The sequence below is a fragment of the Phormidesmis sp. 146-20 genome, assembly GCF_052939475.1.
Window position 1 is genome coordinate 16,643 of record NZ_JBJPHT010000051.1, and the last position, 23,621, is coordinate 40,263.

A 23,621-nucleotide genomic window follows, 5' to 3' on the forward strand; every position below is an offset into this window, starting at 1 on the left:
AGCGTGTTTTAGCCCAGAGGCAAAATCGAGGAGATATGTCTGCCAACGCCATTCAGCCCGCTCGTACTTTATTCCCCATTGACTTTTTGAAACGTAGACTCAGACAGGGGTTAGAACACACACCCATTCTGTCAGACTACTACGCTTATCATCGATTGTTTCCTCGGACTCCAAACCTTTACCGGGGAGTCTTTTCAACCTTTACTCAAGCCTCTGAATCCGTTCCCAAAACAATCTCTGTTGGCTACAATCACACCGACTTGCACAATGCTTCTCTACAACACAATCTTAATGAAGCCGACATTGGTAGATTCAAGGCGATCGACTATCCGGTGCTGGTTTGGTTGAGAGAGGCGTTTGCAGAAAATTCAGTCGTCTTTGATTTGGGGGGCAGTACAGGATATAGCTACTATGCTTACCGCAAGTACATTCCTTATCCCACAAACTTGCAGTGGATCATTTGTGATGTCCCCGAAGCGGTCAATGTCGGCAATCAACTATTAGCGCGAATCGATAGTCCAGGATTGTCTTACACGACCAACCTTGAAGACATGAAAGCGGCTGACATTCTCCTGACTTGTGGAGCGCTGCAATATTTAGAGCCTTCTCTCGCAGAGTTAATCAACCAACAATCCGCCAAGCCGCGCCATGTGATAGTGCATCACGTTCCGTTTTATCAGGGTGAATCATATATTACGGTGCAAAATCTTTGGGGATCTTACACGCCTTATAAGATTCAAAATCATGAGCAGTTTGTAGCGTCGATCGAAGCTCTGAACTATGAGTTAGTAGATCACTGGACAATCGATCGTACTTGCTCAATCCCTTTTCATCCTGAACGATTTGTCGATGCCTATCATGGGTTTTACTTTCGCCAGCCAGCGTCTACCCACCGGAGTTTTTGAATGTCAGCACCTCACTTATCACGAACTCGATCGCAGTCTCACATCCAGCAAGCGCAAAGCTTTAAGGAACAGTTCAATCGCTCCTCGTTTATGTTTTCTCACAATCTGGTGTAGAGTCCGAGCCATTCGTTATTCATATTTTGTTCACCTGCCTCCCATGAATCTATCCTCTGCCAACATTATCCCGACTGCCGTAGACTTTGACCCCTTTGCAAATGGGGAACTGTTGCTGACTGCTCCCGCAACCGAGGCTCAACGAGAAATTTGGGCATCTGTGCGAATGGGGAATGAGGCAAACTGTGCTTACAATGAGTCTCAATCGCTGCGGCTACTAGGAGAACTAGATGTTGATGCGTTTCGGAATGCTCTCCAAGCATTAACTCAGCGTCACGAAGCACTACGAACCACGTTGAGTCCCGATGGTAATAATTTATGTCTTACAGATCATCTGAACCTTGAAATTCCCTATCTTGATTTGTCTGGGCTTTCTGTAGTGGAGCGCGATTGTCAGGTCGCAAGTCTACAAAAACAATGTGTCGAGCAGCCTTTTGATCTAGAACACGGGCCCCTGTTTCGGGCACAGATTCTCAAGCTGCAATCACAGGAGCATTTAATTTTAGTCACGGCTCATCATATTATTTGCGATGGTTGGTCTTGGGCGGTGTTGATGCCTGATCTGGGTAAGCTGTATTCTGCCCTCAAACAAGGAATTGCCCCTGATTTAGACCCTGCCGATTCGTTGAGCCACTACGCCTTGACGCTAGAGGCAGAAGCGAACAGTCCCGATGTCATTGAATCGCAAAACTACTGGCTCAAACAGTTCTCTGACTCAGTGCCCGTGTTGGATCTGCCGACCGATCGCCCTCGTCCCGCTTTGAGAACATTTGAGTCCGATCGAGCAGACTGGCAACTCTCTCCTCAAGTGGTGTCTGGTCTCAAACAACTCGGCACTCAACTTGGCTGTAGCTTTATGTCTACCTTGCTGACAGGGTTTGAGGTGTGGTTACATCGCCTTACGGGACAGTCTGATGTGGTAGTTGGTGTGTTAGCCGCAGGACAAGCCGCTACGGGACTGTATAACCTCGTCGGTCACTGTGTCAATCTATTGCCAATGCGGGGTCACATTGATAGCCAACAGTCTTTTAGTAGCTACTTACAAGGGCGGCGATCGACCATTCTGGATGCCTACGATCATCAGCAGTTCACTTACGGCAGTCTGGTACAAAAGCTCAAGATTCCCCGTGATTCGAGTCGGATTCCGCTTGTTCCGGTTTTGCTCAACATTGATCAGGGCATGGATGGCGAGCAATTGCCCTTTGATGGGTTAGCGGTGGAATTCTTCTCTAATCCTCGCGCTTATGAAAACTTTGAGCTATTTGTCAATGCGACCGAACTCAAAGGAACGCTCACATTAGAATGCCAGTACAACCGCAACTTGTTTGATGCTAACACCATTCGTCGGCGCATGGCAGCGTTTGAAACGCTATTAGCGGGCATTGTCGCCCATCCCGATCGACCTATTTGCCATCTTCCGCTATTACCAGACACCGATCGCCAGCTACTAGAAAACTGGAATCAAACTCAGGCTGACTTTCCAGACCAAAGCATTCACCAACTATTTGAGGCTCAGGTTAACCGGACTCCTAATGCGATCGCACTCATCTCGGACGATCGCTCCCTCACATATCAAGAACTAGACCATCGCGCCAATCAGCTTGCTCACTATCTACAACAACGGGGCGTTGGGTTAGAAACACTTGTTGGCATCAGTTTAGAACGCACATCAGAAATGCTGACCGCGCTATTGGGCGTGTTAAAGGCGGGTGGCGCGTATGTTCCGTTAGATCCCACTTATCCCCAAGAGCGGCTGGCATTGATGTTGCAGGATTCTCAAGTCCCGCTGCTGATCACGCAGAGCAATCTCGTCGATTTACCGACTTCTCAAGCTCAGATTGTTTATTTGGATCGAGAGGCTGCGATCGCTCAACAATCGACTGATCCGCCGACTTGTGCAAGTTCACCTGATTCCTTAGCCTACGTTATTTATACGTCTGGTTCGACAGGTACGCCCAAAGGAGTCGAAGTGCCGCATCGAGGCGTGGTCAACTTCTTGACAGCCATGCAGCAGCGTCCTGGCATTGTTCAGACAGACATCCTACTTTCGGTGACGACGCTTTCCTTTGATATCGCAGTTTTAGAACTTTTGTTGCCGTTGACGATCGGAGCCACGCTGCGCTTAGTGAGTCGGCAAGTCGCGATGAATGGAGAAGCCTTGCTCAACGCGATCGAGCAGTCAGGCGCAACCATCATGCAGGCAACGCCCGCTACTTGGAGGCTCTTGTTAGCGGTCGGCTGGAAGAACACACCAAACCTGAAGATTTTTTGTGGGGGTGAAGCGTTACCCTCTGATCTGGCAGGTGAGCTAGTTAGTCGCGCTAAGGAAGTCTGGAATCTATATGGGCCGACCGAAACCACAATTTGGTCTACTTGCTATCTGATCAAAGAGGCTGCCAAACCGCTCATTGGTCGCCCGATCGCCAACACTCAACTTTACCTACTAGATGATTACCAGCAACCAGTTCCGATTGGTGTTCCAGGTGAGCTTTACATCGGGGGGGCGGGGGTTGTTCGAGGCTATCTCGATCGTCCTGATTTGACCGCAGAACGGTTCTTACCTGACCCATTTAGCACTGATCCACAAGCCAGACTGTATCGAACAGGCGATCTCGTTCGCTATCTCCCAGACGGCAATCTTGAATACCTTCGGCGCATTGATCAACAGGTCAAAGTTCGGGGCTTTCGCATCGAGTTGGGTGAAATTGAAGCCACCCTATTGCAGCATTCCAGCATTCAGGAAGCGGTTGTCTCAGTTCGCAACGAAGCTTCGGGAGAAAAGACGCTAGTGGGCTATCTTGTCCCCGTGAGTTCCCCGTCAGCGGATCTCATTCCCAACCTGCGACAGTTCCTCAAGAGCAAGCTCCCCGAACACATGCTGCCAACGGCTTTCATGACGCTGGAAAGTCTGCCCCTGACTCCAAACGGCAAGATCGATCGCAAGGCCCTTCCTCAAATTGACTCGACAGCGCGATCGCTTCTAGAGCAATACATTGCCCCTCGATCGCAGGTTGAGCAGCAGATGGCGGAGATTTGGCAGCAAGTTCTCAAGCTCGATCGCATTGGCATTCACGACAACTTTTTTGAACTGGGCGGCTACTCGCTGTTAGCGATTCAGATTGTTTCGCGGCTGCATCCCGTTTTGCAAGTCGAAATCCCTTTACCCAGCTTGTTTGAGTTGCCGACGATCGCGGCTTTGTCAGAGCGAGTAGAAGCCCTGCGGTGGGCGAGACAAGGGACACAAATCGCAGCAGCCGACGATGAGGAAGGAGAGCTATGAGAACACTCGACAGCCTGCTCACTCAACTCCGTCACCTCGATGTCAACCTGTGGATGGAAGGCGATCGGCTTCGCTATCGGGCCGCCAAAGATGTCTTAAGTCCAGACTTGCTGGCTCAGATGAAAGCACACAAGCCTGAAATCATCGAATTTTTGCGTCAGGCAGCCACTGCGAACACTCAACTCCCGGCGATCGTGCCCCTCGATCCAGATCAACCTCGCCCTCTTTCTTTTGCTCAACAGCGCTTCTGGTTTTTGCACCAATTTGAGCCTGATAGTTCGTCCAATAACATGCCTGTGGTGGTGCGCTTGACGGGGCGACTGGATGTTGTGGTTTTAGAGCGAAGCCTTCAAGAAGTCGTGCGGCGGCATGAAGTTCTGAGAACAACGTTTCCAGAAGTAGAAGGACAACCGACTCAAGTGATTAGCCCGGATGCTGTCATTGCTCTACCAATCGTCGATCTCCAAAACCTTCCGTCAGACCAGCGTGACGCAGAAGCGTATCGACTTGCAACAGAGGAAGCCCGCCGTCCGTTTGACTTGCTGAATGGGCCAATTTTGCGCTTGCTCCTACTGCGATTGAGTGCCCAAGATCATCTGCTGGTGTGGAATATGCACTGCATGATTTGTGATGGGTCTTCTTCGGATGTGTTTTATCAAGATCTGACGGCTCTCTATGCAGCGTTCTCGGTGGGTGACCCTTCTCCTTTAGAAAATCTACCGATTCAGTATGGTGACTTTGCTCACTGGCAGAGACAATGGCTACAAGGGGACGTATTAGAAACCCAGGTTAACTACTGGAAGCGCAAGCTAGAAGGCAACTTACCGCTGATCCAACTACCTTACGATCGTCCTCGTCCTCTCACCATTCAAACGGGGCGCGGCGATCGTAGTGCCAAAATGCTGCCCAAGTCGCTCAATGAGGCGTTGAATGCACTGAGCCAACGGTTAGGAACCACTCTCTTTATGACGCTGTTGGCTGCATTTGAAGTGTTGCTTTACCGCTACTCTAACCAGGAAGATTTGCTAGTTAGTTTTGCCAGCGCTGGACGAGGACAGATCGAAACAGAGCGATTGATAGGATTCTTCTCAAATACATTGATTCTAAGAACCAGTCTGGCAGGCAATCCCACGTTTCGAGAACTCCTGAATCGAGTGCGTGACGGCTCGATCGCAGCCTATGCTCATCAGGACTTACCCTTTGAAAGACTCATTGATGAACTACAGCAACAAAGTCTACTACCGCTATTTCAGGTGAAGTTTACGCTCAATCCGCCCTGGTCAAATGGTCGAGGCATGGCTGCTGTCACCCTTCCCGATCTGACGATGACCTCTCTGTTTGGCTACATCTACCACGGAGAAACAAAGTACGATTTGATGCTGGTCATGCGCGAACAAGATGAAGGGTTTGGCATGGTGTTTGACTACAATGCTGAATTGTTTGACGCAAGTACGATCGCTCGGATGCTCGACCAGTTTCAAATCCTACTAGAAGGCATTGTTGCTAACCCAGATCAGGCTATTGCAACCTTGCCGCTTTTGACTCCGACAGAACAGCAGTTTTTGGTAGCCATTGACACAACCATTGACACAACCACTCAACCTCCCTGTATTCATGAAGTCTTTCAAGCTCAAGTAGACCGAACTCCCAATGCCGTTGCAGTGACGTTTGGACATCAGACTCTCACCTATCGACAACTCAACCATCGCGCCAATCAACTCGCCCACTACCTACAAAGCTGGGGATTACAATCAGGCGATCGGGTCGGCATTGATTCAGATCGATCGCTAGAAACCATTGTAGGACTGTTAGCAATTCTCAAAGCAGGGGGCGCTTATTTGCCTCTGGCTCCTGGTCAAAGCCAATCAGAACTATCATTGTTGCTGACAAAGAAACCTGCGGATCACTCAAAGCGATCGACATCAGACCAAACGCCAACAGTCTATCTGGACGACTGGGACAAACTCAGCCAGCATAGTCTAGAAAACTTAATTGGGTATTCGAGCGATCGGGCGGCCTATATTGCGAATGCTGCCGACGATCGATTTCAGGGATTCGGCATTTCGCATTCACAGGTCGTTAAATCGGCTACCAACCACTTCGTCTTGAGTTGTCAGGATGTTGTCCTGCAATTTGCGCCGCTCACCTCTGGGATTGCAGCCTTTGAGATCTGGAGTTGTTTACTAAATGGCGCACAGCTTGTCATCGCTCCGCCTCACCTTGTAGACCAATTGGGTCAATTCCTTCAGCAGTCTCAGATCACGACGCTCTGGCTGGCTCCTCGCTTGTTAAATCGTCTGATCGATCAGCAGATCAAAGCCTTTACATCGGTGCGTCAAGTGTTAACGGGAGGTGATGTTTTATCGGCTTTCCACCTTCAAAAACTCCAACAAAGCTTTCCCACCTGTCAACTGATCAACGTCTATCAACCTTCTGAATCTTCGCCGATCGCTGCCCACCATCCGATTACAAAATCCACAATTCCCACACCGATTGGACACCCGATCGCATCCACCCTATGTCTACTAGATGCCAATTTACAACCGCCTGTGATCGGCGTTCCGGGTGAAATCTACAGTGCGGGGTTGCTGCCTGATTGTTCTGACTCGATGGCAGAAGTTGTCCATCCATCCACAAATCAACTGCTGTATCCAACGGGGGAATGGGCTTGCTACTTACCAGACGGCACACTTGAGCAGATAGGAACACTGGCTACAATTCAAGGCTTTCGAGTTCAGTTAAATGAGGTGGAAGCTGCGATCGACACCCATCCCCAAGTCCAAGAAGTCGCCGTGTTGTCTCAAAAAGATCTGGCTGGAAACGATCACTTAGTTGCGTATGTAGTGCCTCATTCAGTATCAGAACTCACTAGCCACGAACTTTATCGCTTTCTCAAACAGACATTGCCGACCTACAGACTACCTTCTGCCTTTGTGTATTTAACGACGCTGCCGCTTACAGACAGAGGTACGCTCGATCGCTCCCAACTACCCAGCGTGAACGATCGCCAACTTGCTCAACACCTCCAAGCCACCTTTGTCACCTCGCGAGACGACCTGGAACTTCAGCTTACTAAGATTTGGGAGGATGTGTTGGGCGTGGGAGCGATCGGGATTCGAGATAACTTTTTTGAACTGGGGGGACATTCTTTGTTAGCCGTTCGCCTGTTTGCAAAAATTGAAGACGTTCTCAACAAAAAGCTTTCACTCTCAACGATTCTACAGGCTCCGACGATCGAGACTCAGTGCCAACTCATCCGCGATCAGGGGTTTGCACCACCCGCACAGTGGCTTGTTCCGCTTCACCAGGGAACTGCTAACACACCGCCGCTATTCTGCATCTATGGCATCTTGCTCTACTACACTCTGGCGCGTCATCTGGGTGACCAAACTGTTTACGGAGTCTACCTGCAAGAAGAAGTCGATCTTTTACTCAACGATGAAACTGCGTCACCGCTCAAGAATGTTCCCCAGATTGCCAGCTTGTACTTAGAAAAGATTCGCACCATTCAGCCCGTGGGCCCCTACTTGCTGGCGGGTGAATCCTTTGGAGGAGTTGTCGCTTATGAAATGGCCCAACAGCTACAAGCCCAAGGAGAACAAGTGTCTCTACTCGCTCTATTAGATACGCAAGTGCCCAACAACACCCTGAGACTGCCCTGGTATCAACGATCGTTCCTCCACTTTTCTGAACTATTGAACAAAGGGCCCAGCTATCTCATTCACAAGCTCAAACCTAAGCTCAAGTCTTATCTACCCCAGACGAGCGATCGTCGCTCACAGTTTCGTCGTCAAGTTGGCATCCACTATGTTCCACAGCCTTACTCCGGCAAGGTCACTCTATTTAGAGCCATGCAGCGCAGCCCCTTTGAATCAATTACCATCGACCCGACCTTTGGCTGGGATGCGATCGCCCTGGATGGAGTCGAACTGTACGACATTCCCGGCGACCACCTGGGAATCTTGCAAGAACCCAACGTCCAAATTTTGGCAAAAGATTTAAGAACCTGCATTGATCGCACGCAGATTGGCGATCGCAGCCTTCGTCAAACGTGATGCTTGCCAAACTGTCTCATGGTCATCCCCCAGACAACAACATAATCTGGTAAGACTAATCTCATAAATATCTCAAGACAAAAAATATCGGGACGGCTTTTCTTCACTCCTTACTTCACTAATGCCATCCAGCGTCACAATGCCTGATCAAATCGTCCGCATCAAAAGGTTTTCATCTATCGCCTTGACTGTGACTGTGACACTTGGGGCGGCGGTCTGCCTGCCTGCTGATAGTCAGACGGCCCTTCCTCCGGTCACGCCCTACCATCAACTCGGTTCTGCAACTTTAGGGGTCGCCCCATCCGAAAATGCCTACACGCTTGGGCCGGGCGATCTCGTTCGCGTAGATATGTTTGATGCCCCCGATCTAAAATTAGAACCCCGGTACACCGTTTTAGTCGATGGATCGCTCAATTTGCCCTGGGTGGGGACAGTGTTTGTTCAAGGATTGACGCTAGAAGAAGCCGCTAAGGCCCTGTCACAAAGCTATGCCCGATTTATTCGCAAGCCGCTGATTACCCTTAGCTCGATCTCACCGCGACCGCTCAAAATTGCTGTTTTGGGGCAGGTGAATCGTCCCGGTTCCTATATCATCAGCCCGATCGGAAATGAAACCTCGCGATCGAACCTGAGTGAACGATCAACCGTCGATACCGGGAGCCAATGGCCGACTGTGACCAAAGCCATCCAAACTGCTGGAGGCATCACACAACTAGCCAACGTTCGCAAAATTCAGGTGCGCCGTCCTCAAAGAAGCGGCCCTGAGCAAGTCTTTGACATCGACCTCTGGAAATTTTTGCAGGCCGGGGAGCAGCGTGAAGATCTGGCGCTACGCGATGGAGACTCGATTATCATTCCAGAAGCCACCAATCTTGACCCCGCAGAAGCCACCGAAATCGCCACGAGCAACTTTTCCCCCGAAATCATCAAAGTCGGCATTGTTGGAGAAGTCGTCACCCCCGGATCGGTTTCTATTCCCCCCAATACGTCGCTCAACCAAGCAGTCTTAGCAGCAGGAGGATTTAAGAGTGGACGATCGCGCCGCGATGTAGAACTGATTCGCCTCAATCCCAACGGCACCGTTACTCGTCGCAATATCTCCGTCGATTTTTCTCAAAACTTAGATGCCGCCAACAATCCTGCCCTTCGCAACAACGACATTGTGGTGGTCAAGCCCACTGCCCTGGCTAGAACTTCAGACTTTTTAAGTGTTCTATTTAGTCCCATTACCGGAACGCTGGGAGTGCTGAAGCTTTTGGGATTTTGACGCGAGGTTTGGTCAAGAACATTGGCGAAGAAGATTGGTCAAGAACATTGGCGAAGAACATTGGTGAAAAACATTGGCAACGACAGTCCGGCTTCGATTCAATTCAACTGCAATAGATGGATAGAGGTCAGCGCATGAAACGAGGAAACACGGCTCAAGCATCCCTGCATCCAGGTGACGAGCCACTAGAATCGCCCGCAGAACTAGATCCTACGCCCGACTTTAAGCGGCTGCAAAAAGGACTCAACCTGCGGCCCTTAATTAGAACCGTTTGGCGGAATGCTTTGCTAGTGTCAGGTCTGGCAGTCACGATCGCCGTTGCCAACACCTTACATTCTTTGAGAACGCCCTACAGCTATTCGGGGGGATTTCGGCTGCTAGTCGAACCGATTACCAGTGAAGCCAAGATGACTGATCCATCCGTGCTTTCTCGTGGGGGCGAAGTTTCATCTTTCACAGTGGACTATCCGACGCTGCTGCAAGTCTTGCAAAGCCCTGGAATGTTAGCCAAAGTTGCCAAACGAGTTCACCCCAGCTATGGCGATGTGACCCGTGATTCTCTGTTAGCAGACTTAGCCCTCAAACGATTGGTGATTCAGCGCATCGGCACCAATTTGCTAGACAACACTAAGCTGATCGATGTGAGCTATACGGCGGGCGATGTGGGCAAAGTGCAGGCGGTTTTAGAGGCCTTCTCAAAAGAGTATCTCAACTACAGTTTAGACGCACGCAAGTCTCGGATTAGCGGCGGGGTTGAGTTTATTGAAGGACAACTTCCCAAACTTTTGCAACGAGTCGAAACCTTGCAGCAACAGCTACAAATTCTACAACAACAGTACAATCTCACCGACCCCAACACCCAAGGGGCAGAGTTAGTCAAACAAGCCCAAGCGATCGAGAACCAGAAACTAGAGGCTCGTCGCGCCATTCAAGAACAACAGATTCTTTATGCGGGACTACAAAAGCAACTGGCACTGTCTCCTAATGAAGCGATCGCTGCCTCAGTCCTCAGCCAAGATCCTCGCTATCAGGAGCTACTAACCCAGCTTAAAAAAGTAGAAAGTGAAATTGCCGTCAAGGGCGTGCGATTTAGTGAAGAAAGTCCGGTACTACAGGCGCTAATAGACCAGCAAAAAAATCTAACGGCGCTTTTGGGGCAAGAAACTTCCCGCATTTTGGGGCAAAGCATTCCATCAGACATAAATCCCCAGGTTTTGACCTTTCAGAACACGGTGCGGTTAGATTTGATCAAGCAGCTTGCAGACGCAGCCAATCAGATTCAGGTGTTGTCGATACGCAATCAGGCAATCACCCAAGCCGAAGCCTTAACCGCCAGTCAAGTGGGCCAGTTTCCAGCAATTATTCGCCAATACACTGAGATTCAACGACAGCTAGAAATTGCCACCAAAACCCTCAATCAACTCACGATTCAACGCGATACGCTGCGGGTGGATGCCGCCCAAAAAGAAGTGCCCTGGCAACTCGTGTCTGAACCTAAAGTTCCGGTGGATGATAAGGGCAACCCGATCGCCACCGATCGCGGCATCAAAAAGAAACTACCCGTTGGAGTCGTGGCTGGCTTGCTAGTAGGGATTCTCGCTGCTGTGCTGCTGGAGAAGATACGCAACGTGTTCTTTTGTACCGAAGATGTGCAAGATGCCATCAAGCTGCCTGTGTTGTCGGTGATTCCCTACAGCGATCGAGCGACTCTCACACCCAGCGGCAAGCTCGTTGGACTACTTCCAGAAATAAACGCCTTAATGGAATCGTCCTTATTTCAAGAAGCGTTTAGTGCGTTGTTTGCCAGTCTGCGCTTTTTAGAATCTTCACGATCGATTCGTTCTCTAGTGGTCGGCTCGGCTGGCCCCGGTGAAGGCAAAACCACGATCGCGCTTCATCTCGCGCAAGTCGCAGCGGCCACAGGTCAAAAAGTTTTGCTGGTCGATGCTGACTTTCGTAATCCTCAACTCCATTCTTGCCTGGGACTGTCTAATCAAACTGGACTGGCCGACATTTTAGACAAAAAACTAGAGCCAATGGCATCGGTACAACCCTCGGCGATCGCGGACAATCTATTCGTCTTGACAGCAGGCAACCTGGGGACTGATTCGCCTCGGCAGCTTGCCACCAACCACATGCAGCAATTGGTTGAGCAGTTTCAGTCTGAGTTTGATCTGGTCATTTATGACACGCCACCTCTATTGGGGTTGGCAGACACAAGCTTTTTGACGGCCTACACCGATGGACTGCTACTCGTTGTGGGCATCCGCAAAGCAAAGCGGTCTGTGATCATGCAGTCTCTAACTAGTTTGAAAAACTTCCAGTTGCCTGTGTTAGGCGTGGTGACAAACCATGTCGAAAAAGTAGGGGGAGCTTCTTACGGCTATCGGCAGACAGATTATCAACCCAGCCAATTGCTCAAGCCGCGACGATTGTTGCCAGCGGGGGCTAAAGGAGGGATGAGGGATGAAGGATGAGGGACGAAGAATGAAGAATGAAGAATGAAGAATGAAAGAACTGCGGTTGGTTCAGGTGTTGCTGGCTTTGTTGTTGACAGATTAGTCGCCGTTGACCATGTTGTGTCGCTGGAAAAATAAATTGTGCTGATTACTCTGTTGTTGACGGCGATCGCGCTGCTGCTGCTGGTTCCCATTGTTGTGCTGGGGGTTGAATGTTTTGCGGCTCTGTTGCCTCGCTCAAACAGCTTACAAACGCTGCCAACTCGTCCTCAAATCTGTGTTTTGGTGCCCGCTCATAATGAAGCGATCGGCATTGCTGCAACGTTAGAAACCTTGTTACCTCAACTGGTAGCGGGCGATCGGTTAGTTGTAATTGCTGACAATTGTGACGATCAAACGGCTGAAATCGTCCGCACGATCGGGGCTGAGGTGACTGAGCGAACGGATGTCGATCGACGCGGAAAAGGCTATGCGCTGGCTCACGGACTTGAATTTATTGCCTCAGATCCCCCTCAAGTTGTGGTTTTAGTCGATGCTGATTGTTGGGTGCAGGGTGGAACAATCGATCAGATTTCACGGCGATCGATAGCGACTCAGCGACCCGTTCAGGCGCTTTATTTACTCCAACAGTCGAGCCATCCTCACCCCAAAGCAGCGATTTCAGCCCTGGCCTTTCTGGTCAAAAATCTGGTGCGTCCTAGAGGACTCGATCGCTTAGGATTCCCTTGTCTGCTAACGGGCACTGGAATGGCTTTTCCGTGGGCGGTGATCAATCAAGCCTCTCTCAACAATGGCAACCTGGTTGAAGATATGCAGTTTGGGCTGGACTTAGCGATTTTGGGCTATCCCCCTCAGTTTTGCCCGGACGGACAGATCACCGGACAGCTCCCCCAACAACAGCAAGCCACCCGCAGCCAAAGAACCCGTTGGGAACATGGACATCTACAAACACTACTAACCCAGGTGCCTCGCCTACTTCAAGAAGCCATTCGCCAAAAACGGGTCGATCTCCTGGCGCTGTCTTTACATTTGAGTGTGCCGCCTTTGTCATTGCTGATTCTGCTGTGGGGGAGTGTGACGGCGATCGCAACTCTGGCTGGTGTTTTAGGAACGTCGTGGTTTCCGGCAAAACTGCTGGCGATCGCAGGACTGTTGATGGCGGGATCAATTCTATCGGCGTGGGTGCGATTTGGGCGAGACCGCTTGCCCATCCAAACCTTACTAGCAGTGCCGCTCTACATTTTGTGGAAAATTCCCGTTTACTTGGCGTTCCTGATTCGTCCTCAAACGCAGTGGGTGCGGACAGAGCGCGATGTCGTTGACCTACTAGAGAAGTAGGGTTTTAGTTCTTCAGTCATACAATAGGCAGGCTGCATGTCTTTTACGATCGCTTATCTCATCAACCAATATCCCAAAGTCAGTCATAGCTTTATTCGGCGTGAAATTGCGGCTGTCGAAGCCTGTGGCGTAAAAGTTGTCCGATTTTCGGTGCGATCTTGTGCGTCCGAGCTAGTCGATGAAGCCGACAAAGCAGAGCTAAAGAAAACTCGCATTGTTCTAGATGTGGGGTTAGCAGGTCTGGTTAAAGCATTGGTGCGAGTGGCGTTGACCCATCCTGTGAAGTTTGGACGCGCTTTGAATCTGACCTGTAAGCTAGGCTGGAGATCCGATCGCGGACTGTTGCGCCACTTTGCTTATCTCGCCGAGGCTTGTGTGTTACTCCGATGGTTTGCCCAGGCAGAAGTCAGCCATGTTCACGCTCACTTTGGCTCTAATTCGACCGCTGTGGCTGCTTTGTCTCAAGCGTTGGGCGGCCCGACTTATAGCTTCACGGTTCACGGCCCTGATGAGTTTGATCAAGCTCAAGGACTGGGATTAGCCGAAAAAGTCAAGCGGGCAAAGTTTGTGGCGACGGTGAGTTCCTTTAGTCGCAGTCAACTTTATCGCTGGTGTGACCCGGCTCAGTGGTCAAAAATTCACGTCGTGCGGTGTGGACTCGATCGCGACTTCCTCCATCAATTACCAACCAAGATTTCAGCAGAGCCTCGTTTAGTCTGTGTTGGGCGACTGTGCGAAGCCAAGGGGCAAATGCTGTTAGTTCAGGCAGTCAGTCAGCTTGTCTCAGACGGCATTCCGATCAAACTGCAACTGGTCGGAGATGGAGATCAGCGTCCCAAACTAGAAGCCTTGATCACACAGCTAAAGGTACAAAATCATGTTGAAATTACAGGCTGGACAAGTAGCGCGATCGTGCGTCAACATCTCTTATCGGCGCGAGCAATGGTACTTCCTAGTTTTGCTGAAGGGCTACCCGTGGTAATCATGGAGTCTCTGGCATTAGGACGACCTGTGATCAGTACCTACATTGCGGGCATTCCTGAACTGGTCGAATCAGGGCGGTGTGGTTGGCTTGTCCCCGCCGGATCGGTCGAAGCGTTGACTGCCGCCCTGCAAGAGGTGCTAAAAGCTCCCGTAGACCAGCTACAACAAATGGGACAGGCAGGCTCACAGCGAGTCGCCCAACAGCATGATGTCGCGATCGAAGCCACCAAACTCGTCGCCCTCTTTCAGTCCAGTCTAGAGAAGGCTCCTCTACAGTCGGTCAGTCCATCGGTTCAGCCTTACCCGGAGGGAGCCAGATGAAGGTATCGAATTCGATCTCAAAGCTACGATCGCGCTTTCAAGGACAATCATCGCTCAAAAAAATGGCCTTGCGCGGCGTATTTTGGAGTGTTTCTGTCTATGGATTAAGTACGATCGTGCGCCTGGGAAGCAGTCTAATCATGACGCGGCTGCTCTTTCCCGAACTGTTTGGCTTAATGAATCTGGTGTTTATTTTTATTGTCGGACTGCATCTTTTTTCGGATGTTGGCTCGGCTCCAATCATTATCCGCAGTGAGCGAGGCGATGACCCAGAACTCCTGAACAATGTTTGGACGATCCAAGTGATTCGAGGGGTGCTACTGTGGTTAGGCTGTTTAGTTCTAGCCTGGCCCGCCACTCAGATTTACAACGAACCCAGACTGATTTGGCTACTGCCGATCGTGGGAATTAGCTGCGTCATTGGCGGCTTTCATTCTACGAGTGTTTTTACGCTGACTCGACGCATGGAGTCGGGGCGATGGTCACGATTTGAACTAGAAAATCAAGTTCTTTCGACAGCCATCCTGATTGCCCTTGCCTGGTTTAATCAAAGTATCTGGTCGCTGGTAATCGGCGCACTCCTAGCCGAATTGATTCAGGTAGTTCGTAGCCATTTTCTAATCCCCAACTACCGCAATCGGCTGGCCTGGGATTGGAAATTAATTAAGGAAATGTTCTCGTTTGGTCAGTGGATATTGTTGTCTACCATGCTGACCTTTCTCGCGGGACAGGTCGATCGACTGCTATCGGGTCGGCTGCTATCGTGGCAATTTCTGGGCGTTTACGGAGTCGCGCTGGCAATTTCTGATATGCCCCGTAACGTTATTGCGGTGGTTTCAGATAAAGTGATTTTTCCGGCTGTTTCTCAGTTGATCGAGCTACCAAGAGAAACGCTGCGCGCTAAATTGTTGCACAATCGCAAACCTGTTCTAGCGGTATTGGCTCTAGGGCTGGCTATTCTGGTTAGTTTTGGCGATGTTCCAATTACTATCATGTACGACAAACGATACAGCGACGCGACCTGGATGCTGCCGTTACTTGCGATCGGCATCTGGCCCAATATCTTGTTTCAGACGCTCTATCCGATTTTGATTGCGATCGGCAAACCCAACTATCAAACCTGGGGCAACTTGTTCAAACTCATCTTTACAGGGGTTGGCATTCTAGTTGGGTTCTCATTTTTGGGCGTGGCTGGGGTGATTATTGCCGTTGCGCTCAATGATCTGCCGCTGTATGGCGTGATGGCGTTTGGGCTTCAGCGAGAAGGGTTGAGTTGTCTCAAGCAAGACTTGTTAATGACAGGTTTGTTTGTAGGGCTACTGATTGGAATTTTGGCGCTTCGCTACGGGCTGGGCTTTGGGCTACCTATTCAGGGACTGCTGACCTCGTGAACCGATCACAGTAATGGTTAAAGTAACCGCTAAAGATGCAAAAATTGGGAAGAAAATGATGACTTGTCATATTTGTGGGAATGCGATCGACAACCAATATCACCTTGTTTCAGAGATGATGTTTGGGCTGAGAGAACAGTTTCAATACCTGGAATGTGGCGCTTGTGGATGTTTACAAATCAGTGAAATTCCCGGCGATCTGGCGCGTTACTATCCCCAAGATTTCTATTCTTTTCAAGCCCTATCAGAGCCAAAAGCACATCCGATAGAAACTTTTTTAAGACGACAGCGAATGCAACTTTTGCTAAAGGGCAACCAAACTTTAGGCATGTTGCTTTCAAAGATTCTGAGAAAAACATTTGGCATTGAAATTCCTGAGTATTACTATCACGATTGGTTCCAAAGAATCTACTTATCGGCTGATGCAAAAATTCTGGACGTGGGCTGCGGGTCGGGCAATCTGCTCTTAAACATGCAGCTAGAAGGGTTTACAGATTTGACAGGAATCGATCCCTTTATTGACCATGATATCGTTTATCAAAATGGTGTAAAAGTGCTCAAAAAGACGGTTCACGAACTCGAAGGAACCTTTGATTTTGTGATGCTCAACCATTCGTTTGAACATATGCCTCAACCCCTCACCGTCCTAAAAGAGCTTTATCGACTGCTCAAACCCGATCGCTACGCCCTGATCAGAACCCCCGTCGCGGACTCTTTTGCCTGGCGAAAATATGGTGTGAACTGGGTCGCGATCGATGCCCCGCGCCACCTCTACATCCACACCCCAAAAAGTATTCAACAACTAGCAAAGCAGGCGGGTTTTGAGCTAAAGCAACTGTTTTTTGACTCTCACGCCTATCAGTTTTGGGCAAGCGAACAAATTCTCAAAGACATTGCGGTTAGAGAAAGCCAGTCTCACGCTGTCAATCCCAAAGCATCGATCTTTTCTCAACAAGAAATGGCAGACTTTACGGCTCAGTCTATCTCACTCAATCAAACAGGCGAAGGGGATGCGGCCGGCTTTTATTTATACAAACCTAACCTAACGTGAATTCGATGAAACTTTCTCACTTCAATCGTCAATTTACGTCAAAAAATAACCTTTGAGGCAATCAAATGAATTCCACACTGATGTTTCGGCTCGACTCAAATTATTTAGAAAGTTTAGTTCTCAGATATCGAGACATCTACGCTCAAGCGAATCCCTTTCCTCATGTCGTGATTGACGATTTTTTGCCAACCTCTGTGCTCAACGACGTGCTGAATGAGTTTCCAAAAGTCAGCTCGATCGAGTGGAAAAAATTTGACAACACAGCCGAAAAAAAGCTGGCATCCACCCACGAACGACAGATGGGAGACATGACCCGTTTTCTGCTTTACCAATTAAATTCATCGACCTTCCTCAACTTTTTAGAACAACTCACAGGCATTGAAGGACTCATTCCTGATCCTCATTTTGTCGGCGGTGGGCTGCACCAGATCGAAAGAGGAGGCTACCTCAAAATGCACGTCGATTTTAATCAATATGAAAGACTGCGCCTCGATCGCCGCCTCAATTTACTAATCTATCTCAACCAAAATTGGCAAGAAGACTACGGCGGACATCTGGAACTTTGGGATCAAAATATGACTCAATGCCAAAAGAAAATTTTGCCGATTTTTAACCGCTGCGTCATCTTCAGCACCACTGATTTTTCTTACCACGGACACCCCGAACCACTAACTTGCCCTGATGGAGAAACTCGCAAGTCGTTGGCACTCTACTACTACAGCAATGGCAGACCCGCCGCAGAAATTTCGGATGCTCATACAACGATTTTTCGCGATCGTCCCGGTCTAGAGTCGCTGCACTCTCAACCGCCACTCAGTCCCAAAGCGTGGGCCAAAAAGCTAGTTCCCCCGATTTTGATTGACCTAAAAAACGCGCTACGCAAGTAGGATTCATCAATAGGATGCCAAAAGCCCATGTTTGCTTTGATCCCCCTCGTTTTGTTTGGCTGGATACCGATCGTTCTCTTTTTGTTTAAGCATCTGCCGCCTCAGAGAGCTTTGATCATCAGCTTCATTACGGCCTACTTGTTTCTGCCCGTCTATGACTATCTGATTCCAGGACTGCCTTCCTATGGCAAGATGTCAGCGACCTGTTACGCCGTTGTGATTGCGGTACTTTTCTTCGATATCGATCGCTTCAAGTCCTTTCGATTTAGTTTGGTGGATATTCCGATCGCGCTGTGGTGTCTGTGCCATGTTGCCTCCTCGTTGAACAATGGTCTCAGTCTCTATGATGGCTTTCGGGCGGCATCTGAGCGGTTTGCAGTTTGGGGAGTCCCTTACTTTTTTGGGCGGGTCTATCTCAATAGTTTGGTGGGTCTGCGAGCGTTAGCAGTCGGCATTTTTGCAGGTGGGTTGGTCTATGCGCCGCTTTGTCTGTTTGAGTTTAAGATGAGTCCCCAACTCCACAGAAAGCTGTACGGCATTGATGTCAATAGCTATGCATTTGTGCAATCCATCCGCAAGGGAGGCTATCGCCCTTATCTATTTAATGTTCATGGGTTGTCCGTTGCGCTCTGGATGTCAGCCGTCACCATCATTGCGATCTGGCTGTGGCAATCGGGGGCGATCAAGCGCTTTTGGAATATCTCAATGGGGTGGCTAGTGGGGACGTTATTCGGTCTGATGGTTTTGATCCAATCGACGGGGGCGCTGCTTTATGTGTTGCTGTCGATCGCCGTCCTGTCTACTGTCAAGTGGCTGCGTACCTCGATTTTAGTCGTCTTACTGGTTGTGGTGATTCCGTTTTATCTCTACGTGGCGGCGACCGGAAGCTTTAATGGAGATCAAATTACCCAATTCTTTTCGAGTGCTGTCAATCCAGATCGGGCCGACTCCCTACAGTTTAGGCTAAACCAGGAGAAAGCGCTGGTCGTCAAAGCTCGTGAACGGATGATTGTCGGTTGGGCAGGGTGGGGGCGATCGCGCATCGTTGATGAATGGGGACAGGATGCTTCGGTGACGGATAGTTGGTGGGTGATTACCTTTGGTGTCAACGGAGCCTTGGGACTGGCCTGCGGTACAACGGTCGTCTTGTTGCCTGTGTTGATGTTTGTCGGTTATTACCCAGCCAGAACCTGGTTGCACCCCAAAGTTGCGCCATCTGCTGCTATCTCTCTCGTTTTAGTCTTTTATATGGTAGACAACTTAGTGAATGCAATGGCAATGCCTGTATTTGTGTTGGGAATTGGGGGTCTATCTGGTTTGATGGCCCGGCATCTAGAGTCTGATCAGCTTGGCGTTGACGGCATTGATCTATCACTAGCAGAGCGTTTGGTCGTGAAACAGCTTCAGCTATCACCTGCTCAAGAAGAAGTCGATCGGGGGCGATCGCTGTAATTCACATAACCTTCTGCACTGCCCATACCACCCAATTGACTATTCCTAATCCAACAGAAAGCCAAATGTTAGACAGCCCTCTGCATTGAAAATGAGTGGTAAAGATGAGAAAGAAAGTTAGGTTTGTTATTTTAGACTTCGAGTTTATTCACTATGACTATTACAAAGACATTCAACGAGCGCTCTCTGAAAAAGGAGTAGACTGCACGATTCAAAAAGTAGCGGGATTTGAGATTACTCGCTGCAATTCAATTAACTTAAAGCACCTGAAGCAGTCATTTAGAAAAGAGGAAAATGAGGTCATAGTATTCATCCCTGACACCACCGAGTTGTATTTGAAAGAGCCGGACTTGAGTATTATGTTCTCTGGTTATCGCTCCTGGTGTGACGCTACTCGCCTAAAAATCATTCCGCATATTTGGACTCCTAACTCAGGCACCGCAGACATAGAAGCTTTACAGTGGAAGCACAAGCCTGCCTTGTCTATCGGATTTATGGGCAACTCTTATGAGCATTCGGGAGGAGCAAAGTTAGCCGCCTACCTCCCCACATTTTTGAAGGAGAAGTTTGTCCAGGGATGGCCTCTCAGGTATCTCGAATTTCTACTTGGCCCCAAAGGGATGAGACTGCCTGTTCTCTTCTTTCCCTGCATCGCCAGAATTGAGGCTCTAAGAAACTTAGAAGCGTCGAATCTACCACTAGATATTGTCAGAAAAGGGGCTTTTGTACCCGACCCAAAAGATGCTGAGATTTATAGAAACCATCTACTCAACAATACTTATGTGCTTTGTCCAAGAGGGGTCGAAAACTATAGCTTCAGATTTTATGAAACACTGTCATGGGGCAGAGTGCCTGTGCTAATCGACACAGATATGATGTTGCCTCCTCACGTCGATTGGGATGAAGTCTGTATTAGAGTTCCTTATAGCAAACTGGATCAACTAGAAACGATAATTCGCAAGGACTATGAAACAACCTCAGAAGCCGCCTTTATCGAAAGGCAATCTAGAAGTCTGGCACTCATGAAGGAGTTGAGAGAGAAAAACTGGCTACATGAGATTACCGAACAAATTTTTGCACTGACCTGAGCGAAAGGAGCACCTAACTAACATGCTTGGTCTAAGTCAACTAAACAAACCACATCTGCTAGTCGTGATCTTGAACTATCGTACTCCCGATTTGACGATCGACTGCCTACGATCCTTACTCCATGAGGTGCAGTCTGTACCTAATACACAAGTTGTTGTTTCAGACAACGATTCTCAAGATGGCTCTGTTGAAAAAATTGGAGCAGCAATTGAGACTGAAGGCTGGGGAGCGTGGGTGTCTCTGATGCCGCTGGATCGCAATGGGGGATTTGCGTTTGGCAATAATGCAGTCATCCGCACTGCCCTCGATTCACCTGATCCGCCTGCCTACTTTTGGTTACTCAATCCAGATACGATCGTGCATCCCGGTGCATTAAAGGCATTGGTTGAATTTATCAGCGATCGCTTCGATGTGGGAATTGTGGGTAGTCGTTTGGAAAATCCGGATGGCACCTGTCAACATTCAGCCTTTCGGTTTCCGAGTATTTTTAGTGAGTTAGATTTTGGCCTGAGTTTGGGGTTGGTGTCCAAATTGCTGTCCAGGTGGGCGGTCATTCCGCCAATCTCCAAAGCAGTCTGTCAAACGGATTGGCTATCGGGAGCCAGTATGATGGTGCGTCGTGAAGTCTTTGAGACAGGAGGCTTACTGGATGAGCAGTATTTTATGTACTTTGAGGAACTAGATTTTTGTCGCCAAACGCAGCGATCGGGCTGGTCTTGCTGGTATGTGCCCCAGAGTCGAGTCATTCACCTGGTCGGACAAAGCTCTGGTATGAATACAAACACGATCAAACGCCTTCCTCAATACTGGTTTGATTCGAGACGCTACTACTTTCTCAAAAATCATGGCTGGTGGTATGCTGCGATCGCGGATGCTGTCTGGCTAGTTGCCTTTGTTCTACGCAAGTTCAGACAGTTTCTCCAGGGCAAGCCAGAACAAACCCCACCCAGGCTACTCCAAGATTTTTGGACAAACAGTGTGTTCTTTAAAGGCAAACAAGCCTGAGTCAAGTAAAATTCGCCACTTGAAGCTGTCCGTTTAGACAACTGTCCTCTACTGGAATTGCAAAATATACCATTGTGATTTAATAAAGCAATGTTCGTTTTAGACAAGCACACAGCGGATCGGACAAAGGGCTTTTGACAGAGCAAGTTTAGGAGCGAACGTTATAATGTCCAACGCTTCCAGTCTCTCACCGTCCCCCAGCAACTTTTGAATTAGCGATGGCATCACAAGTTTCTGCTACAGAGCCAGATTGGTTACGCGAAAAATGTAGTGGCTGGTGGGAGCCGAGCCGTCAGTTGATCAAAGCAATCCGAGGCTATCAATATTGGCGGCCGCGCGGTGGAATGATTGGTCGATCGCTGGCTGCTTTAGCAATTCTTCAACATCGATTTTGGAGTGTGGTAACGGGGTCTGACATTCCCTTAAACTGTCAAATTGAAGGCGGATTGCTTTTACCGCATCCCAATGGCGTGGTGATTCATCCGTCAGTGTTGATCGGGCCAAACTGTCTGATTCTTCAGCAGGTGACGATCGTAGGTGGCGTAGAAATTGGCGGACATGTAGACATCGGAGCAGGTGCCAAGATTATTCGGGCGGTCAAAATTGGGGATCATGCTCAGATTGGGGCAAATGCTGTCGTGCTGTGTGATGTGCCACCCGGAGCGACTGCCGTCGGCATTCCAGCAAAAATCATTCGGGATAAAAGTTCTGACCTGCTGCTTGATGCCAAGTAGCTAAAAGAACATCTAATTCAGCAGATTAATCAATGAATGTTACCAGATCAGAGCTTCCCATAACTAACCGAGTGTAGCCTTAGTAACTTCAGTAGCACAGTAGACACGAGATACGTTTAGTCGTTGTCTTCTGAGCGTGATTGTTCCCACTAACCCTAACCATGTTTTTTAGAGAAAACTGTTGCTGTGATTGCTGATGACTATGACACTGAATAGGACACGACCGATCGAGATTGTCTGCTGTACTCCCTTTTTTGAAGAAAACTGGCGCTGGTTTTCAGAAGAATTCGATCGACAGCAGTTTCGCTGGACATTTTTTAACGATCGTCCCCAGGGAGCGATTGAAACTGCGATTCGTCGCCCCAACTTATCCATGATTCGGGCTTGTTGGCAGGCTGTCGTCTATGTAAAAAAACATCAGGTTCAACTATTAGTCACCCACGATCCGAGAGTTTCTTTTTGGTGTGCCGTCTTTGTGTCGCTGCTCCAGGTCAACACTGATCACATTGCCCATTCTTTTAACTTTCCTGCCCTGCCACGCGGACTTAAGTATCACTGTATGAAGTGGGCGTTTGCTAACATCAGTCAGTTTATGGTTTACTCCACCTTTGAGCAAACGCTTTATCGAGACTATTTTGGGCTGGCGATCGAGCGAATCAAAGTCGTCTTTTTTGGAGCCAGCAAACCTCAGTTTCTCTCTGATGAGGGCGATCGAGAGGACTATATTTGTGCCATTGGCGGCAACTCACGGGACTATCCTACGCTGATACAAGCGTTAGAAACGTTACCCAACATTCCTACAATACTGGTGGTTAGACCCGACAATCTGGAGAAGCTAAAACTGCCTTCTCACGTCAAAGCCTTTGTGAATATCCCTTTTCCTAAAGCAATGGCGATTTTGAAGCATTCACGCTTTATGGTGCTGCCGCTCAAAGGCTCTGAGGTTCCCTGTGGTCATGTGACGCTGGTTGCTGCGATGCACTTAGGAAAGACGTTTATTGTGACAGATTCTCACGGGGTGAGTGACTATGCACACCATGAGAACAATGCAATTTTGTGCGATCCGTTTGATCCGGATGGTTTAGCGAATGCGATCGCATCCCTCTGGAATGACCCCCAAAAGTGTCAGCGTCTGAGTCAGAATGCGCTGGGCTTTGTCGAAAAGCATTGTTCTGAAGAATCTACTTTGTCCGACTTTCGACAGCTTTTAGCAGAGCGAGGTCTGTATCAACCGACGTGAGACAAAGATCTTAAAGAATGTGCATTCGATGAAGTTTTTTTGCTTCGTT

General features: G+C 49.1%; 15 protein-coding genes. All 15 read left to right on the forward strand.

The window, feature by feature from the left end; translation table 11 throughout:
- Positions 1 to 35: 35 nt before the first annotated feature.
- The 15 genes from ACKFKH_RS27265 to ACKFKH_RS27335 all read left to right on the forward strand — a co-directional run bounded on the left by ACKFKH_RS27265 (position 36) and on the right by ACKFKH_RS27335 (position 23,572).
- Positions 36 to 905, forward strand: coding sequence for a TIGR04325 family methyltransferase (locus tag ACKFKH_RS27265; protein ID WP_446861497.1), 870 nt, complete (start codon positions 36 to 38; stop codon positions 903 to 905).
- Positions 906 to 1,062: 157 nt separating this feature from the next.
- Positions 1,063 to 4,299, forward strand: a complete 3,237-nt coding sequence (locus ACKFKH_RS27270; protein WP_446861498.1) for a non-ribosomal peptide synthetase — start codon at positions 1,063 to 1,065, stop codon at positions 4,297 to 4,299.
- Entirely contained in the window at positions 4,296 to 8,354 is a 4,059-nt protein-coding gene (locus tag ACKFKH_RS27275; protein ID WP_446861499.1) for a condensation domain-containing protein, read from the forward strand. Before ACKFKH_RS27270 ends, ACKFKH_RS27275 begins: the two co-directional genes overlap by 4 nt.
- A gap of 190 nt (positions 8,355 to 8,544) precedes the next feature.
- On the forward strand, positions 8,545 to 9,621 hold the full coding sequence (locus tag ACKFKH_RS27280) for an SLBB domain-containing protein (protein WP_446861500.1): 1,077 nt from the start codon (positions 8,545 to 8,547) through the stop codon (positions 9,619 to 9,621).
- A 134-nt stretch (positions 9,622 to 9,755) separates the two neighbouring features.
- Positions 9,756 to 12,098, forward strand: coding sequence for a GumC family protein (locus ACKFKH_RS27285; protein WP_446861501.1), 2,343 nt, complete (start codon positions 9,756 to 9,758; stop codon positions 12,096 to 12,098).
- A gap of 123 nt (positions 12,099 to 12,221) precedes the next feature.
- On the forward strand, positions 12,222 to 13,418 hold the full coding sequence (locus ACKFKH_RS27290) for a glycosyltransferase family 2 protein (protein WP_446861502.1): 1,197 nt from the start codon (positions 12,222 to 12,224) through the stop codon (positions 13,416 to 13,418).
- A 36-nt stretch (positions 13,419 to 13,454) separates the two neighbouring features.
- Positions 13,455 to 14,723, forward strand: a complete 1,269-nt coding sequence (locus ACKFKH_RS27295) for a glycosyltransferase (protein WP_446861503.1) — start codon at positions 13,455 to 13,457, stop codon at positions 14,721 to 14,723.
- On the forward strand, positions 14,720 to 16,114 hold the full coding sequence (locus tag ACKFKH_RS27300; protein WP_446861504.1) for an oligosaccharide flippase family protein: 1,395 nt from the start codon (positions 14,720 to 14,722) through the stop codon (positions 16,112 to 16,114). Before ACKFKH_RS27295 ends, ACKFKH_RS27300 begins: the two co-directional genes overlap by 4 nt.
- A 58-nt stretch (positions 16,115 to 16,172) precedes the next feature.
- Positions 16,173 to 17,165, forward strand: a complete 993-nt coding sequence (locus ACKFKH_RS27305) for a class I SAM-dependent methyltransferase (RefSeq protein ID WP_446861505.1) — start codon at positions 16,173 to 16,175, stop codon at positions 17,163 to 17,165.
- 65 nt (positions 17,166 to 17,230) lie between these two features.
- Positions 17,231 to 18,052, forward strand: coding sequence for a 2OG-Fe(II) oxygenase (locus tag ACKFKH_RS27310; RefSeq protein ID WP_446861506.1), 822 nt, complete (start codon positions 17,231 to 17,233; stop codon positions 18,050 to 18,052).
- 27 nt (positions 18,053 to 18,079) lie between these two features.
- The gene (locus ACKFKH_RS27315) at positions 18,080 to 19,504 is read left to right on the forward strand and encodes an O-antigen ligase domain-containing protein (protein ID WP_446861507.1); all 1,425 of its coding nucleotides are present in this window, start codon (positions 18,080 to 18,082) and stop codon (positions 19,502 to 19,504) included.
- Between the two features lie 104 nt (positions 19,505 to 19,608).
- Positions 19,609 to 20,592: an exostosin domain-containing protein gene (locus ACKFKH_RS27320; RefSeq protein ID WP_446861508.1), complete on the forward strand. Its 984-nt coding sequence runs from the start codon at positions 19,609 to 19,611 to the stop codon at positions 20,590 to 20,592.
- A gap of 22 nt (positions 20,593 to 20,614) precedes the next feature.
- Positions 20,615 to 21,598 carry a glycosyltransferase family 2 protein gene (locus tag ACKFKH_RS27325; protein WP_446861509.1) on the forward strand — a complete coding sequence of 328 codons (984 nt, stop codon included), beginning with the start codon at positions 20,615 to 20,617 and terminating at the stop codon, positions 21,596 to 21,598.
- Positions 21,599 to 21,816: 218 nt separating this feature from the next.
- Entirely contained in the window at positions 21,817 to 22,332 is a 516-nt protein-coding gene (locus ACKFKH_RS27330; protein WP_446861510.1) for a serine O-acetyltransferase, read from the forward strand.
- Between the two features lie 202 nt (positions 22,333 to 22,534).
- Complete coding sequence (locus ACKFKH_RS27335) at positions 22,535 to 23,572, forward strand: glycosyltransferase family 4 protein (protein ID WP_446861511.1); 1,038 nt, start codon at positions 22,535 to 22,537, stop codon at positions 23,570 to 23,572.
- The last annotated feature ends 49 nt before the right edge of the window (positions 23,573 to 23,621 follow it).